Genomic DNA, 15,725 nt, shown 5'->3' with positions numbered 1-15,725 from the left:
TGCAGTTGACTAGCGATTTTATCTTTTTGACTATCTTGCAAGATATTGCGAGATATGCATTCTACTAATAAAATAATAACTTCATATCCTGGCAATAAAAACGCTAAAATTGCCATTTATTCAATTTTTTAATTGATCAATAACGCTGTATCATGTGTTCTAATTTGAGCTAGCTTGCTAAAGAGATATTTGAAAAATTACTACTTTTGATTTCTTTTTTTATTGCTATGACGCACACAGTTAAAATTAATCTCTCGGATAATTTCTAAACTTTAAGTAAAAGCGTAAGTTTAAGCAGATAACAACATCTCTTGAAGTTGCCTCGTTTTTTCTACTGTTTCCCACTCAACTACACTTTTGTAACAGATGGCACACTTAACTTCTATAATACTAGTCCCTATGTGAAAATATTATCACATCAACAGTCCCTAAATCTGTTGCAAATTGTACAATTTTGTTGAGATTTTAGACCTAAACCTACCAGAGCTATTTGGATTTTTTTAAAGACGCCTTATGTGAATTAAAAAGTCTCAAGCAATATCAAAGGTTTCAGCTTTAGCTTCAATTGTAAACTCTAGCCTTATGAACGAGATTAAGTTGTTTCAGCCTTCAACTCACATAAGCCGTAAAAGGATTCAGTCATGCGATCACAATTCTAACTTTTGACTACTTCTTCGTCAAAAAAGTTCAAACCCTCATTAATCATTGCATCTAAACTTTAAAATGCCGTTACCGACAGTTATTGTACCTGGATATTTAGAAAGCGCTGGCGCTTACCGCCAACTAGAACAATCCCTACAACAGTTAGATTTTCCGACTATTACAGTACCACTGCGACGGCATGACTGGCTACCCACTATTGGAGGAAGACCTGTAACGCCAATTCTGCAACAACTTGATCTTACAATCAAGCACACATTAGAGCAACATAATGCCACTCAAATTAACTTGATTGGTCACTCAGCAGGAGGTTGGATATCCCGCATCTACATGGGAGAAAAGCCTTATTTAGGACGCGGTAATGTCAAACCATCTCTGTGGAAAGGGCATCCTCTGGTTGCTACTTTCACTACCTTGGGTACACCTCATATTAGTCAAGAACGCTGGACACGCACCAATCTAGATTTTGTCACCAATAACTACCCAGGAGCTTTTTACAAAAACGTTCGTTACATTTGTGTGGCTGGCAAAACTATCTTTGGCCAAAAACGGCGTGGTAGCTGGTTAGCTTACAGTAGTTATCAATTAACCTGTGGTAAAGGCAACACTTGGGGAGATGGAATCACACCCATTGAAGCTGCTCACCTGCAAGGGGCAGAAAATCTGGTGATTGAAGGTGTGAGGCATTCTCCAAGAAGTCCTGGGATTTGGTATGGTTCAGCAGAACCCTTAAAAGCTTGGGTACAATATTTGATTTAAAAAACTATATTTTATTTGGGTAATGCAACCAACATTTATTGAAATTTCTTAGCTAAAATAATAGTAATAAATACCTAGTTAAGAACAGGAGGGGTGAGCTATGGAAAGCACCCAGTTCGATAGGATTTTGCGACGAGTAGCGACGATAATATCAGTCGTAATTCTGACTTTGTGCTTAATTTATATCTCTACCGGAGTTTTGTTGTCTTTTTACTATGAACCGACAGCAGGCGGAGCTTATAACTCATTGAAGATAATTAATACACAACTGCCATACGGGTGGTTGTTTTGGAGAGCGCATGATATTGCTGGTAACGCGGTAATTGCGATCGCTTTGATTCAAATTGTAGTGATGTTTTTAGGTCGGCAATTTCGCAAGAGTTGGCTGGCTGCTTGGATTAGCGGGATTTTGTTAACCTTAAGTGCGATCGGGCTGAATTGGACAGCTATGATCCTAGATTGGACTCAGGAAGGATATTGGCGTTTTAACATTGAACTAGGAACCATCGAAGCCATTCCTTTTATTGGTGGACAACTCCGCGAGATTCTAACTGGCGGTGGAGCCATTAACACAGTTACTATCCAACACCTTTACACAATTCACAGTTATCTGATTTCGGTGGCGACGCTAATTTTTGCCATAGTGCATTTATCTGCTTTACTGTGGCAAGAATGGGAAATATATCAAAAAACGCCAAGACCAGAAATTGATAATTCGCAACAACCGCCAGAAAGCGAATTTATTCCTTCCCAAAGCTAATAAAGAGAGGAAAAGGGGCAGGAGGTAGGGAGTAGAAGTTCTAAAAAATTTTGATTTTGAATTTTGAATTTTGAATTTTGAATTTTGAATTGATTTCTCCCCTGCCCCTCTGCCTCATCCCCCAGGAGCCTCACTAGCGGACAATTGAACCAGAGATAGGTCTTCAACCTCTGGTAACTTTTCTAGAGAGAGGGGAGTGGATTGGGTAGCACCAGATAAACGTTTTAAAAGGCTGGGTCTAGGGTCATGCAACAGGTAAATAATGCGATCGCCAATTTCCCATTCTTGGTTAGCTGGTATTACCTGTAAGCGGTCTTCTCGTTCTAACAATAGCGGTATCAATACCCCAGTCCGAATTTTTTCTTGGATGCGATCGCATTGAGTAGAAAACTCCAACTCATCTAACGTTGTTGTCCCCAGCTTAACGCGCCCATCATTCAAATATTCATTCCAAGTTTTAATCGCTAAGTCTGGGATAAAAGCTTGATTAACTTTATTATTAGCCGAAGTATTCGCTTGCGGATCGCGGGGGAAAACAGCTAAGACACGCGGCGGCTTAAATTCCTCAGCTGCTCGTTGAGCCAAAACAAAATTCACCTCGCCATTACTAGTCATAGCCAGAAAAGTACCTATAGAGCCAAGTCCTGCCTCTTCCAAAACAGCAGCATCTAGCCCACTGCTAGCAATCACCCGCAGATTTTGCGCCTCGGCTTGCACAAGACATTCGGGGTCAGTATCAATCATGACCACGTTTTCTCCCCGTTCTTGAAAGAAGCGGGCAATCAAAAGACTTAACGGATTACAACCCACAATCACTGCCCCAGTTACGTCTTTAGAAGTGATTTGCAACCATTTAGCAACCCAGCCAGCTGTTAGCCCTTGGCAGACAACAGTCATGATAATTGTCAGGAAAACTAAAGCTTTGATCGAATCACCGCCGTTAATGCCACGCTGTGTCAGAGAAATCGCAAAAAAAGAAGCGACGGAGGCAGCAACAATTCCTCTCGGAGCAACCCAGCTTAAAAACAGTTTTTGTCGCCAGTTTAAGTCACTGTTCCAGGTACACAAGAGGATATTAATAGGACGAACGACAAACATTAATACCAAAACAGTGAATAAACTACCCCAACCCAAAGCAAACACACTGGCAATGGATAAATCAGCAGCTAATAAGATGAATAGTACCGAAACGCTGAGAATTGTCAGCTGACCCTTAAAGCTCCTTAACAGGCGTTCTTCTGGGACTGACGAATTAGCAAAAACTGCTCCTGCAACTACTGTTGTCATTACTCCCGATTCACTGCGGATCATTTGCGATAAGGTAAACAGGCTCCAAAGTATCGCCAATACCACTAAGTTTTTTAGCTCGAATGACAGAAAACTAGCGCGTTTGAAAATCAAACTCATCAGATAACCGCCAGCACCACCAATTGCTGCACCAACACCCAGGCGCATCAGCAAACCGACGATCGCATTAATAGGGTCAGCATCGCCATTTAAAATCGTATCCAGGACGACGAAGGCGAGGATAGCTCCTACAGGGTCTATTATTACCCCTTCTCCTTCCAAGAGTGTTGATACTTGCCGATCTACATTAATTTGTTTAAGCAAAGGGCCAACGACGGTTGGACCTGTCACCACAACGATGGAAGCATAGAGAAAAGCTATCTTCCAGGGGAATTCACCCAGCCAGTGAGCAGCCATACTCCCACCAACCAATGTGATCAGCGTTCCTAGAGTGACGAGCAATTGTAAGCTGACTGAAACTCTACCTAACTCGCGCAGATCCAAGTTCAGTCCGCCTTCAAACAAAATGATTGCCGTTGCTAGGGCAACAATAACTTCCAATCCAATGCCTAGTAAATGGGGATGCAACAGTCCGATGCCATCAGAGCCAAAGAAGATGCCCAACAGCAATAACAAAACGATGCTGGGTATCCTAAAGTATGCAGCCAGCACTTGAGCGCTAATGCCTGCAAGGACTGCGATCGCCATCTGTAGGGTAATTTCAAAAGATGCTTCCATTTTGTAGATTTTGAGCGATTTATTTCAAAATCTTTAATAAAAAACCGTAGATACTAACTTTACACGGTACAACATTATACCCTTTGTCCATTGCTGAATTTAGCTTTTCTATTTGAGCGTCTCTTTAAATCCCCAGTGGCGGATGCTGATAAAGCCTGCGCCTTGCCACAAAAGCATCTACAGAATTCTTTTGGTGTCTCCATATCTTTATATCCTCTTCAAGTTTTTGCCTCCACCCAGTTTAGCCGCCACAAACTTTTTTTGGCAAAAGCTGTTGACAAAGGCTATGAAATTGGTTACCTTATAAAAGGTCTGAGTCCAATGCCCCCATCGTCTAGAGGCCTAGGACACCTCCCTTTCACGGAGGTAACGGGGATTCGAATTCCCCTGGGGGTACTGAAAAACAATAAAAAGCAAAACTGTTTTTGAGTAAAAATCTACAAAATTAAACTATCATTCAGGAAAAAGCCTGAATGATACTTGAACTATATGTAATGTTTTGTGCTGGCTAACTCTTCTACACGTTGGTGAATAGCCAGGAGATTTAACCGCAAATCTTTACTAAGGCGGTTTTCAATGATTCCCACTGGCATAGTGAGTTTAGGCCAAACTTGAATTGTGTAAAAAAGATTTGTTCCTATACATTCACCAAGGGAATAAGGCTCTAAGCACCAGCTACCAGAAAAGCCTTTAAAATCTCCCTCCACCATACGGAAGTTAATTTCTTTGGGGAAGTATTCTTCCAAATCCAGAACTACCCGCGCACTAAAGTTTAAATTCAATAAGCGCTGGGAGCCTACTTGCTCGAGTCTAATTCCACCATTGGGATGCTCAATTAGACGACTCTTAGCAAGGTTGGGAAGAAAGTCAGGCAAAGCTTCATAATTTGTCAGAACCTTCCAGATTTGTTCCACTGGTTGGGGAATTTGGACTTTAGCAGTGATTTGTCGCTGTCGCTCTGCAATTTTTTCAATTTGAACTTCTACCTTAACTGCCACAACTGCATCAGCAGTTAAATCCCCTTCGAGGTTGATGTCATCACTAGCAGACTGGAGATCAAGGTTCTCTGTTGTGTTCTGTTTTTTAGTCACTTTCAGAATTATGGTTTGCTTTCGTCAGAAAATTGGGGCAGAGTCAAGGTGAAGCAAATTTCGCTGTGTTCAGAATCCAAAATTGGGAGACTTTCAACTGCGATCGCTCCATTCAAATGCTGCACTAAAGACTTGACTAAAGCAAGTCCCAAGCCAGTTCCTGGACTCCAGCGCCCTTTTCCGCGACGGAACTTGTCAAAGATGTAGGTCGCTTCCTCTTGAGAGATGCCACGTCCTGTATTCGTCACCTTTATGATAACTTGATCAATTTGGTGATCGACTTGGTGATAGGCTTCAAGGCAGACTATTGTATCATGCTGTGAGTATTTACAGGCATTTGTTAACAATTCTTGCAGGATACGGTCAAAACTCTCCAGTTCAGTTTGCAGTTTTAGCGATTCCTCTGGTAAATTTACAGAAATCTTTAATCCCTTCTCTGCGAGTTTTTTCTCGAAAGATGCTGCTATATTCTGAATTTTAGTATTTAAATCTATAGATTCTAATTGCGGAGCTTCGTGAGGCGACTCTAGTTTCTGGAGTGTTAATAAGTCATTAATCAAGTTAATTTCTTTTGTACATTCCTGCTCTAGGATATCCATATATCGAACCTGACGCTCTGGCGCAATTCCTGGCAAACGTAAGTTCCGAATTGACATCAGCATGTTTGTCAAAGGATAGCGCAAGCGATCGCTCATGTTGCTCATAAATTCATCTTTGAGTTCATTGAGTTTCCGCAGCTGCTCAACATATTGTCGGGTTCTTTCATGCAATTTTGCCTGGAGTTCCAGACTACTCTGTAGTTTCGCCGTTCGCTCATCTACCAAAGTTTGGACTTGGCGCAATGTCTGTGACTGAATTATGGCATTACTTACTTGAGCACAAACCAGTTCTACAAGATTTAATTCTGCTGCTTGCCAACAGCGAGTAACAGCTTGCTGTAGCACCAAGAATCCTAAGATTTTACCTTGACTCTCTAATGGCACTAATAAGACCGCAGGCAATTGCTCTATTGCAAATAATGGAGCAGCTGATGAAATGTCTTTTTGCTCTGTGTAATTATTGAAGATTACTGGTTTTGCAGAATCTATGAAGGCACGCTGGCATAAACCACACTCCGAAAGCAAGAAAGACTGATCTTCTAAGGTATCTGGTTTAGTAGTGCGATAAATTTGTGTTTCCTTAGCCCATTCACCAGCCACTCTAGCTTTCGCTTTAGGAATTTGTTTTTTAGCTTGAGTCCTAAATAATGGGTCTGTATATTTTAGTAGTATAAGCAAACCCCGATCTGCCTGTAGAGATTCGGCTGTAGAGGCGATAACTAACTGGAGCATTTGATTCAGCTCCAAGTTGCTACGACTCAGTAAAGTTAGTTGCTTGATCAAGCTTTGATACTGCTTGCTCTTTTGCAGATACTGTTGTTGATGAGCAATTAGCTGGGCTTGTGCTACGCGAGAAAAAGCGATCGCACAAGCCGACTCCACCTCTTTTAAGAGTTGTTTTTCTGATTCACTCCAATCATAGGGCTGGAATTTGATCAGACTAATCACACCGTTATTATTGCCACCAAATCGGGTGGGAATTGCCAAAACTGCTTTTATCGGTAGTGGCAAATATTGACACCCAATTACCAGACTGTTCTGAATGATGGAAATATCTTCAATAGTCAATGGTTCAGCAGCACATTGCAGCACTGGCGAGTGCATCAGCAACTGTTCCATCGAAAACATCTCTTCTGGGTGTGGTAATGCTAGATACTCATCAGCACACCAATTACTAGTAGTCGCTTCATCGGATACCTCACCCGTTACTGAAACCAAGCAGCAACAATCTACTTGAAAGACAACTCCTAGCAATTGGGCAATATCTTGCAGCATCAATGCTGTAGCTGAACTATTGGCAATGATTTGGTTAATCTTTTGTACCAACTTGTGGACAGGTTCTTCCTGATGCTGCATCAGCTTGACTTGATAAGGTTGTAGTCGATCTATGTCATCTACATAATGTGGCGGCGATGATAAAGGCTTTTTCATTCTTGGCACGCCCTCGGATAATAACTCCATTGTTTTTGCACCCAACCGATTGGCATATTCTTCACCGTTAGTTGTGTTGCTCTACCTTGATAATTCACAAATCTTGTATGAATACTTTCTCTCACCTGTTATAGCCCTTTTCTATGGGAGATGGCCAAGTTCTCGTTATATTAAGCAAATTGCTACATAGGTAGTGAGATACTTAGAATATTCTAAAATGACTCAGCCTGATTATTTTTGGCTGCTTTATCTTCTTTATATTGAGATAATTAACTAATTTTGACTTACAATATCCTGTCTGTAAGTATACATAAACCGTAATTTCTCTGGAATCTTAGGAAAATCCCCCTGCCATAACCGTAAAAACACTGGATCTATTTTAAAGATTTTGTAAAATTTTATTTTTATTTTTGTCTGAAAATTATTAAGAATAAGTTTTATTTATTAGATAAAATAAAGCTAAATTCTGAATGCAGCCCAATTATTTAGCAAAAATAACTGAGCTGCATTGCTTGAATATAAAACTATCCAGCCAAACTCTCGACACTCAGAGGAACCATATCGCCATTCCTGGTCAGCCCTAACAACATTGGTTCTTGGGGTTGAATTAGTTGACCTGTTAGTACACAGCGTTCTTCTTGGTGAGCTGTGGCAGCGATGCTAGCTCGAATGTCGGTTCGGGAAAATCGAGGCTTCCATTCACCTGATTTTTGCTGTACATAATTCCAAAGGATATCTCGGATTAAAGCTTGATATCCCTGATTGCCAGCTATTTCTTTGAGCTTATCTTTGAGTTCGCGCTCTAGGCGGATGCTGGTAACTTCCATATCGGTGGTTGGGGTGCGAGCGATGGTATGCATCACTATTTCTCCTTAAAGGTATAGACAAGATAGTAATACAAGTGTAGTATGTTTAAAGCGATATTCAATAGGTGAAATTTTCTGTGAAATCCATTTACCCCATCTTTACTTCAATTTTGTGCGCCATCAATTGCCGAACCGGTTGGGAATCGGCTGCTATGGAAGTGGAGTATTTATTTATGGGCGATGGTAGCCGAAATCATGGGCAAATCACAGAGGGTAATTATGATTTTAGACATCTCAGCATTAGTGCGCTGATTGCAAAACCAGAACTAGATGAAGGAACGGGGGGGTACAGACAAAGGAATACTGTACCGATATGAGACCAGAAAATTTTCCGGTCAATTTTAACCCCCGCTTCACCGAAAACTTGAAGCGGGGGTTTTTTTATAAGGAGTTAAGCTGTGACGATATCTTCAATGCGCGGCGCGAACGCAATGCAAGTGTTAGAGCAATCTGTGGTGGTGTTTTCTCAAAATTACTTGCCACTGTGTCGGATCAATATCAAGCGGGCGATTGTGCTGTTACTAACAGACAAAGCTCAACCTCTGGGTTTTAGCACAGATGGCGGATGGCAAGTTCACTCACCCAGTTTGGTAATTGATGTGCCAAAACACATTCGCTTAACAGTTGCTTCTAATGAGCGGATGTGGAAAGTTCCGCCAGTGAATCGGCGGGAAGTGTTGCGACGAGATCATCACACTTGCCAATACTGCGGTAGCGGCAAACATCTAACGCTAGATCATGTGATGCCGCGATCAAGAGGCGGTTCTCACACTTGGGATAACGTAGTCACAGCTTGTGAGAGATGTAACTCCCGAAAAGGCGATCGCACCCTGTTTGAAGCTGGTATGCAAGTGCGTACCAAGCCAAAAGCACCAATCCACCCGGCGATTTCTTTTGCTGAACAGTTTTGGATAGATATGCAAGGAAGCCTGGAATAACAGGAGAGCATAAGGAATGCTGAAATTAACTTATACTGAAAGCAGTTTTGATTTAGAATGTCTCACTCTGTCGCTAGAAGAATGGGTAGCACAGCGAGTGATTTTAGCCCTGCGAGTTGGGCAAAGTTTATGCATTGAACCCAGTACCGCTTCCTTTTTGCTTCCTGTTGATTTGCCAGGAGTAGAAGTGCTTAAGGCTGAGGTAAAAAGAGATGACAGAGAAATCATTGCCCTTTGTGCTTGCGATGCCGAATATATGGAAGTCACCCTGCGCGGTTCTTGGCTATTAGATAGTTCTAAGGATGCTGTAGGTGTGTTTTTCACCACTATGAGCGATCGCGCTGAGTTCTTTTTGCATAAACTCTGGCAAGAATCTCAAGCTTGTGCTTCTGTCATGAGCGAATAAACGAAATAGTAGGGTGAATCAATTTTGGATTTTGGATTATTCAATCTAAAATCCAAAATTTAAAATCTAAAATTCGGGGAGTAATATTTCTCCCCGTTTATTGCGCCATTTTTAACAATTCGGGAATTGTCACAAATCGGTAGCCTTGCTGTTTGAGTCCGCTGATGATTTGTGGCAAAGCTTGTACAGTTCTTTGGCGATCGCCACCACCGTCATGCATCAAAACAATAGAACCTGGTTTCGCGCCTTTCAGGACATTATTTACAAATGCTTGTGGTTTGGCGTGAGGATCGGTATCAGCTGAGGTTAACGACCACATAATAACAGCATCTTTTTGGCTTTTGGCGTAAGCGGCTAGTCCGTTGTTTAAAAAGCCTCCAGGAGGACGAAACAGTGCAGTTTTGACTCCTGTAGTTTTGTATATCAGATCGGCTGTGCGATCAATTTCACTCTTGGCTGTGGCTTCATCCATTCGTCGATACCAATGATGCCAAGTATGGTTGCCAATGGCGTATCCCTGGGCTACCTCACGCTTGGCTAGGTTGGGATTTGCTTGCAAGGCTTGTCCTACCCAAAAGAATGTTGCCTTAACATCATTTTGCTTCAGAATATCCAGCATTTCTAGGGTTGTCTTCGGCCAGGGCCCATCATCAATGCTTAGAGCAATAACCTTCTCGTTGTTCTTGGGATGCACCTGATAAACTGTTTTTCTCTGAAATTTAGCTGGGACTGTAAACGTAGGGTTTTCTACTTTGGCTGATGGCAGTAGTTGGGCATTAATGTGGCCTTTTGCTGGATAAGCTTGAACTTGTGCAGTATGGATTTTGCTTAAAGGCTTGTTCAACCCCAATTGTGGGGTGATACTACAAGCTGTAATCGTATAGGCGATCGCGACAAAACTAATTATCTGTTGTCGCTTGAGGTAGTTGTTTGTCACGTCAGGCTTTTCAGGCTTTTAAAGATTCACCCAATCATAAGCTGTAGTTTGACTTTTCAGAGGGTTTAGCAAGCTCAAATATAAGTGCAGAAGCTTTTCTAGACAATTTCAAAAAATTTTTCTAAAACCCCTTGACACCTTTTGTAGTATTTTGTAGTATAAATGTAGTAAGCGAAAGACAAAGCTTTTCAAGGGTCAAAGTCATGTTCTACATACAACTAAAGGACAGGCGTTGGAATAAACCAAAGTCCCCAGTCAACAAAGCTGTTCCTACTTGCAAACCATTGGAAGTAGAAGCAATCAACCAAAAAAGTTTAAAGTTTGCACTCAGCAAAACCACAGAATACATCCGTAATACACAGCAGGCTTGCTACCTAGAGTTTCGGTTGTTTTTCTAACAGTTTCTAACAGTTAAAAGTAAATTTTCTGAACCTTGAAAACTAAATAAGAAATGGGCAAGTTCACCAAAAATCTGTGCCTATAAGCCTAAATACTAGGCACAGATATCAAATATGGGAGTATAGCTCAAATGGCTAGAGCGATCCCAGCTCGTGCGATAGGTTACGAGTTCGATTCTCGTTGCTCCCGTGTAGCCTTGTGGACGACTAGATAAGTCGCTGTGCTTCTCAAGCAGGTGCAACTTCTGTCGAGGCTCCCAAATAGCTGAGTAGCCAAGTGGTCGAAGGCGTCGGTCTGCAAAACCGATATCGTGAGTTCAAATCTCACCTCAGCCTCTGGTGCGATCGCAGCGTAGCTTAACCAGCAAAGCCCCAGGTTCATACCCTGGTATATGCGGGTGCAAATCCCGCCGCTGCCACCAAATGCAGGGATGGTGTAACAGTAACACCTCGTGACTCCAAATCCGATGTTCTAGGTTCAAATCCTAGTCCCTGCGTCAGACAATTTTAGATTAAAAAATTTAATCCAAAATCTAAAATTTAAAATTTAAAATTCAGTCAATTATGCCCTCGTGGACGAATGGTTAAGTCAGTGCTCTTTCAAAGCACAGATGCGAGTTCAATTCTCGTCGAGGGAATGATTATGGGTCGGTGGGCGAGTCTGGCTGAAGGCGACAGTCTGTAAAACTGTTCTTTTTTGCATGCAGGTACCCTTCCTTTCGGGACGCTCCGCGAACGGGAAGCAAGCTACAAATCCTGCTCGACCCACTATGGAGAGATGGCTGAGTGGCTAAAAGCGTCCTCCTGCTAGGAGGAAACGGGTAGTTTACCCGTCGCAGGTTCAAATCCTGTTCTCTCCGCTTTGAGAGTGTGGTGTAACTGGATAACATCTCAGTCTACGAAACTGAAGATTTGAGGGTTCGATTCCCTCCGCTCTCGTTCCATGATCTCTTCTTTTATCCTCCGGTAGCTCAGTTGGTAGTTAGCGCCTGTTTGAAAAACAGGAGGTCGTCGGTTCAATTCCGACCTGGGGGGCTTCGTTGCCTCATAGCTCAATGGTAGAGCAAGCGGCTGTTAACCGCGCAGTTGTAGGTTCGAGTCCTACTGAGGCAGCCTATCTAATTCATAATTACTAATTCGTAATTCGTAATTAAATAGGGGTTGGTATCCATGTTTCTATAAACAGCTTGTATGTTAGTCGCGGTTTAAATGCCCGTCACAAAACACAATTACGAATTACGAATTACGAACTACGAATTATTTAATGCCGGGTGGACGAATTGGTAAGTCGCATCGCTCTGAACGATGAGGTTGCAGGTTCAAACCCTGCCCTGGCAATAAAGCCCTGTGGTGTAATTGGCAACATAGCGCCCTTTGAAGGCGAAGATTCCAGGTTCGAGTCCTGGTGGGGCTGTCAAACTTTGCTCTTGTAGCCCAAGTGGAAGAGGCTGCCGTCTCAAAAACGGTATGTTGTGGGTTCAATTCCCACCAAGAGTACCAAAACTTGCTCCTGTAGCCCAATTGGAAGAGGTGACAGACTTAAAATCTGTTTCGTTGTGGGTTCGACTCCCACCAGGAGTACCAATACAAATTCGTAATTCGTAATTAAGAAAGTCAGATTTCATCTGGGTTTCCTGGTTTGAATCTGTTGCCGAATTTTAGAGAATTGGTACAAGCTCTCGTGGCGGAATGGAAGACGCACGCTTACCGAAGATCTAGTTTTTTGTAGGTTCAAGTCTTGTCGGGAGTACCAAAATATCTGGGTGTGGCGCAGTTGAGAGCGCGGGAGTTTTGGGAACTCCAGGTCGCAGGTTCAATCCCTGCCACTCAGACTTTGCCCTTGTAGCCCAACGGAAGAGGCGCTTCGCTTAGAACGAAGAGGTTGCTGGTTCAAATCCAGTCAGGGGTATTAGTGATTATGCGGGGATGAAGCAAGAGTGGCTTTGAGGTCTCATAAGCCTCATATCAGCAGGTGCAATTCCTGCCCCCGTCACCAAAATTAGTGCTGGTGTAGCTCAATTGGCAGAGCAACTGATTTGTAATCAGTAGGTTGCAGGTTCAATTCCTGTTACCAGCTTGATGTGGGTGTGATGTAACGGTAGCATGAGACCTTTCCACCGTCTTCGTGTGAGTACCCTTCCCTTCGGGACGCTCCGCGAACGGGAAGCAAGCTACGATTCCTCCATCTTCCTTTTTTCCACCTGAAGCCGAAAAGTGAGGCGCTGTGCTGATAACACAGAAATAGGAGGGGCAGTACCTCCCAGGTGGATTTATATCTAGTGTTGGTGTAAGGCTTGCGATGTAAAAAATATCCGATCGCACTTACTCATTTCTTATTTAAATTAACTAGGGTGGTTGGCATAACGGCTGTGCAGCGAGCTTTTAACTTGCAGAAATAGGTTCGACCCCTATACCACCCATTATGAATAGGAACTAGCGATCGCTAGTTGAGCATGTTGCAATAATATGTCTTTATCCAGAGCATTTACGGGATATTGCGGTGTTACTGCCAGTAGTTTATCGATTCTTTCTTTGGCTGCTTCCACTACTGATTCGTCTAAGTCACCCTTGCTGAGGGAATCAACGAAATCTTCAGCAATTTGATAAGTTCTTTCAATAGATGATGAATTAATATTACGCGAAACAATAAATACGTCACATCCTGCATGAAATGAGCGTGCTACAGTACCAGCTTTAATAAACATATCTGAGATCGCTTTCATATCTAAGTCGTCAGATACAATCACTCCTTCAAAGCCAAGTTCCTCTCTAAGTATAGTTTTGAGGATAGCCTGGGAAAGCGTTGCTGGCACATCAGCATCTATCTTAGGAAATAAAATATGAGCAGTCATGATTAAAGGAATCTGTACTTCGACTAAAGCTTTGAAAGGTATAAATTCTCGAAGTCGCAGGTCTTCTATAGTTAGATTCAGTATTGGTAGCTCAATGTGAGAGTCTTCGCTAGTGTCTCCATGTCCGGGGAAGTGTTTGGCGCATCCCAAAATTCCTGACTCTTTAAGTCCAAGGTAGTACTCACGAGCATCTTTTGCAGCAATTTCGGGAGTGTTACCAAAAGCACGAGATCCAATCACGGGATTGTGAGGATAGGAAAAAACATCTGCTACAGGTGCCCAAGATAAATTTATTCCCAGTGATTTAAGTTCTACTGCTGTGGCTTTTGCTACTTCGCGAGCGTGCGATCGCAGCAATAACGCATGAGGAAACCGCGTAATCGGCAGTGGTGTACGAATTACACGACCTCCTTCATGATCCAAAGTCATAAACATGGAATCACGTTCAGTATATTCTCGTATCTGGTTGTTCAAATCTTTGAAGCTTTCTAGCCAAATCCGATATGAGGTGGCATCCAAAAAGTTCTTGGCGAAAAAGATTACCCCAATCGGTCTCAGTTCATTGAGAGCACGTTTATCATCATCGCTTAATGTCGTGCCAGAAATACCTAGAATTAGGTGATGTCCAAAGCACCTTAGCTCCTGCGATATTGGCATAATCCTTTACCTATACTTGTGTAGCAAACAACTGGGATATTCAACCGATGAAGACATAAACCCTGATTCTACACCCTTATGGAGAGTGGGAACTTTTAAGAAGCAGAAGGCAAAGAATTTTTTGTTTGTTTTCCTACTTGTTGAACAATACTCTATATTTAATATCCTTCAACCTCTTAGTAACTCTTTAAAAAAGACTGACTTATAAAAAGAAACAGTAAATATTATCTCCGCAAATATTATTCATTATTTCATAATTTAGAGCCAAATTACATGATATTACTTACGTAAGTATAAATTAGTTTTACCGCAAAAATCCTTTTGCGATATTTTTTTGGGGTCACTCTGTGAACGCATCCTACTATATAAATCTCAGGAGACTTATGTCTAAAAGTTTATTCAACAACTTTCTAGATAGAACTTTTTCCAAATTTTATAATATTTTTTATGAAAATTATAAAGGATTGACTAAAAATCCGAGATGGCTTTTAATGCGTAAAATTGCCCGATTTAAAATTGGGCGAGCTATAATTATATTTCTTTTTTCCCCCTCAAATCAATTATATTCATCAGTTATCAATGAGAGCAATAGTTGTTTTCCAAATGTAAGTGTAGACGACGTTGTGAACATCCTTAAAACTGAAGGATTATATTTGGGAATTAATTTACCCCAAGATATTGTTAAAGAAATAGTCGAATTTGCTCATTCAACAGTTTGTTATGGCAATCGAAAAACAAATATGGGTTTCTTTTATCATCAAAAAGAACAAGCTAAAATCAAGTCAGGAAAAAATTTTATTATCGGTAGTTATTTTAATACGTCTTTGCTTTGCCCTGCAATAAAAAAACTTCAAAATGATCCAAAGTTATTGGCAATAGCTGCTAGATATTTAGAGGCTCAAGCAGTACATCAAGGAAATATGATGTGGTGGAGTTTTTCAGGAGAAACAACGTATCATGAAAAAAGCCAAGCTGCTCAATTGTTTCATTACGATATAGACGATTATCAATTTCTAAAGTTTTTCTTTTATTTGACTGATGTAGATGATAAAAGCGGGCCTCATATCTGTGTTCGTGGTAGTCACAATAAGAAGAAGCTGTCACATCTTTGGCTACGTAAACGAGAGACAGATGAAGAAATCATCGATTATTATGGTTCTGAATCTTTAGTAAAGATTTGTGGCAAAGCTGGTTTTGGATTTGTGGAAGATCCGCTTTGTTTTCATAAAGGAATTACCCCTACTCACAAAGACCGTTTAATATTACAAATAGAATTTGCCCGAACTGACTATGGAATGCAGCACGACTTCCGAGCATCTTCTCTACTGAAATGTATTTAAATAACT

The 15,725-nt window shown here is 41.6% G+C and carries 13 protein-coding genes, 18 tRNA genes and 1 pseudogene; 26 read left to right on the top strand and 6 right to left on the bottom strand.

The genetic code is table 11. The annotated features are described in order from the left end of the window. The first annotated feature begins 723 nt into the window (after positions 1–723). Positions 724–1,419: an esterase/lipase family protein gene (locus tag V7L20_RS24325; protein ID WP_334746527.1), complete on the top strand. Its 696-nt coding sequence runs from the start codon at positions 724–726 to the stop codon at positions 1,417–1,419. A 100-nt stretch (positions 1,420–1,519) separates the two neighbouring features. Further along, entirely contained in the window at positions 1,520–2,179 is a 660-nt protein-coding gene (locus tag V7L20_RS24320) for a cytochrome b N-terminal domain-containing protein (protein WP_334746526.1), read from the top strand. A gap of 114 nt (positions 2,180–2,293) precedes the next feature. Here the strand turns inward: V7L20_RS24320 and V7L20_RS24315 are convergent, their stop codons facing one another. Continuing rightward, the gene (locus V7L20_RS24315; RefSeq protein ID WP_334746525.1) at positions 2,294–4,204 is read right to left on the bottom strand and encodes a cation:proton antiporter; all 1,911 of its coding nucleotides are present in this window, start codon (positions 4,202–4,204) and stop codon (positions 2,294–2,296) included. Positions 4,205–4,527: 323 nt separating this feature from the next. On the opposite strand from V7L20_RS24315, the gene V7L20_RS24310 reads away from it, so the two are divergent. Next, a tRNA-Glu gene (locus V7L20_RS24310) sits at positions 4,528–4,600 on the top strand. Positions 4,601–4,689: 89 nt separating this feature from the next. Here the strand turns inward: V7L20_RS24310 and V7L20_RS24305 are convergent. The 3 genes from V7L20_RS24305 to V7L20_RS24295 all read right to left on the bottom strand — a co-directional run bounded on the left by V7L20_RS24305 (position 4,690) and on the right by V7L20_RS24295 (position 8,185). Continuing rightward, entirely contained in the window at positions 4,690–5,295 is a 606-nt protein-coding gene (locus V7L20_RS24305) for an SRPBCC family protein (RefSeq protein WP_334746524.1), read from the bottom strand. Between the two features lie 8 nt (positions 5,296–5,303). Further along, a complete protein-coding gene (locus V7L20_RS24300; protein ID WP_334746523.1) occupies positions 5,304–7,325 on the bottom strand; it encodes a sensor histidine kinase in 2,022 nt (673 codons plus the stop codon). Positions 7,326–7,849: 524 nt separating this feature from the next. Beyond that, entirely contained in the window at positions 7,850–8,185 is a 336-nt protein-coding gene (locus V7L20_RS24295) for a hypothetical protein (protein ID WP_334746522.1), read from the bottom strand. An 83-nt stretch (positions 8,186–8,268) separates the two neighbouring features. On the opposite strand from V7L20_RS24295, the gene V7L20_RS24290 reads away from it, so the two are divergent. The 3 genes from V7L20_RS24290 to V7L20_RS24280 all read left to right on the top strand — a co-directional run bounded on the left by V7L20_RS24290 (position 8,269) and on the right by V7L20_RS24280 (position 9,535). Next, complete coding sequence (locus tag V7L20_RS24290; RefSeq protein WP_442943621.1) at positions 8,269–8,508, top strand: hypothetical protein; 240 nt, start codon at positions 8,269–8,271, stop codon at positions 8,506–8,508. Positions 8,509–8,622: 114 nt separating this feature from the next. Continuing rightward, positions 8,623–9,129 (top strand): HNH endonuclease, encoded by a 507-nt coding sequence (locus V7L20_RS24285; RefSeq protein ID WP_334746659.1) that lies wholly within the window; start codon positions 8,623–8,625, stop codon positions 9,127–9,129. A 16-nt stretch (positions 9,130–9,145) separates the two neighbouring features. Beyond that, a complete protein-coding gene (locus tag V7L20_RS24280; RefSeq protein WP_334746520.1) occupies positions 9,146–9,535 on the top strand; it encodes an alr0857 family protein in 390 nt (129 codons plus the stop codon). Positions 9,536–9,632: 97 nt separating this feature from the next. Here the strand turns inward: V7L20_RS24280 and V7L20_RS24275 are convergent, their stop codons facing one another. Then, on the bottom strand, positions 9,633–10,472 hold the full coding sequence (locus V7L20_RS24275) for a polysaccharide deacetylase family protein (RefSeq protein ID WP_334746519.1): 840 nt from the start codon (positions 10,470–10,472) through the stop codon (positions 9,633–9,635). A gap of 203 nt (positions 10,473–10,675) precedes the next feature. Between V7L20_RS24275 and V7L20_RS24270 the strand changes: the two genes are divergently transcribed. From V7L20_RS24270 to V7L20_RS24180, 19 genes and pseudogenes are all read left to right on the top strand, one after another. After that, positions 10,676–10,870, top strand: a complete 195-nt coding sequence (locus V7L20_RS24270; protein WP_334746518.1) for a hypothetical protein — start codon at positions 10,676–10,678, stop codon at positions 10,868–10,870. Between the two features lie 116 nt (positions 10,871–10,986). Next, positions 10,987–11,060: pseudogene (locus V7L20_RS24265) on the top strand. A 74-nt stretch (positions 11,061–11,134) separates the two neighbouring features. Continuing rightward, positions 11,135–11,206, top strand: a tRNA-Cys gene (locus V7L20_RS24260). 10 nt (positions 11,207–11,216) lie between these two features. Continuing rightward, positions 11,217–11,292: transfer RNA gene (locus tag V7L20_RS24255), tRNA-Met, on the top strand. Positions 11,293–11,295: 3 nt separating this feature from the next. Further along, a tRNA-Trp gene (locus V7L20_RS24250) sits at positions 11,296–11,367 on the top strand. 70 nt (positions 11,368–11,437) lie between these two features. Next, positions 11,438–11,508, top strand: a tRNA-Glu gene (locus V7L20_RS24245). Positions 11,509–11,515: 7 nt separating this feature from the next. After that, positions 11,516–11,638 (top strand) — tRNA-Tyr (locus V7L20_RS24240). 4 nt (positions 11,639–11,642) lie between these two features. Beyond that, positions 11,643–11,730, top strand: a tRNA-Ser gene (locus V7L20_RS24235). 4 nt (positions 11,731–11,734) lie between these two features. After that, positions 11,735–11,809: transfer RNA gene (locus tag V7L20_RS24230), tRNA-Arg, on the top strand. A 21-nt stretch (positions 11,810–11,830) separates the two neighbouring features. Next, positions 11,831–11,905, top strand: a tRNA-Phe gene (locus V7L20_RS24225). 6 nt (positions 11,906–11,911) lie between these two features. Beyond that, positions 11,912–11,983: transfer RNA gene (locus V7L20_RS24220), tRNA-Asn, on the top strand. Between the two features lie 152 nt (positions 11,984–12,135). Further along, positions 12,136–12,208: transfer RNA gene (locus tag V7L20_RS24215), tRNA-Gln, on the top strand. A 3-nt stretch (positions 12,209–12,211) separates the two neighbouring features. Then, positions 12,212–12,284: transfer RNA gene (locus tag V7L20_RS24210), tRNA-Gln, on the top strand. A 9-nt stretch (positions 12,285–12,293) separates the two neighbouring features. Beyond that, positions 12,294–12,370, top strand: a tRNA-Leu gene (locus V7L20_RS24205). A gap of 6 nt (positions 12,371–12,376) precedes the next feature. After that, positions 12,377–12,454 (top strand) — tRNA-Leu (locus V7L20_RS24200). Between the two features lie 175 nt (positions 12,455–12,629). Beyond that, a tRNA-Pro gene (locus V7L20_RS24195) sits at positions 12,630–12,702 on the top strand. A gap of 4 nt (positions 12,703–12,706) precedes the next feature. Further along, positions 12,707–12,779 (top strand) — tRNA-Leu (locus V7L20_RS24190). Between the two features lie 95 nt (positions 12,780–12,874). Then, positions 12,875–12,947: transfer RNA gene (locus tag V7L20_RS24185), tRNA-Thr, on the top strand. Positions 12,948–13,219: 272 nt separating this feature from the next. Beyond that, positions 13,220–13,290, top strand: a tRNA-Lys gene (locus V7L20_RS24180). Here V7L20_RS24180 and nagZ read toward each other — a convergent pair. Further along, the gene (nagZ, locus tag V7L20_RS24175) at positions 13,291–14,379 is read right to left on the bottom strand and encodes a beta-N-acetylhexosaminidase (RefSeq protein ID WP_334746517.1); all 1,089 of its coding nucleotides are present in this window, start codon (positions 14,377–14,379) and stop codon (positions 13,291–13,293) included. A gap of 383 nt (positions 14,380–14,762) precedes the next feature. Here nagZ and V7L20_RS24170 point away from each other — a divergent pair, with 383 nt between their 5' ends. Continuing rightward, a complete protein-coding gene (locus V7L20_RS24170; RefSeq protein ID WP_334746516.1) occupies positions 14,763–15,719 on the top strand; it encodes a phytanoyl-CoA dioxygenase family protein in 957 nt (318 codons plus the stop codon). The last annotated feature ends 6 nt before the right edge of the window (positions 15,720–15,725 follow it).

It is taken from the genome of Nostoc sp. (assembly GCF_036916735.1).
GTDB lineage: Bacteria > Cyanobacteriota > Cyanobacteriia > Cyanobacteriales > Nostocaceae > Nostoc.
This window is presented reverse-complemented; position numbering and strand designations above follow the sequence as displayed.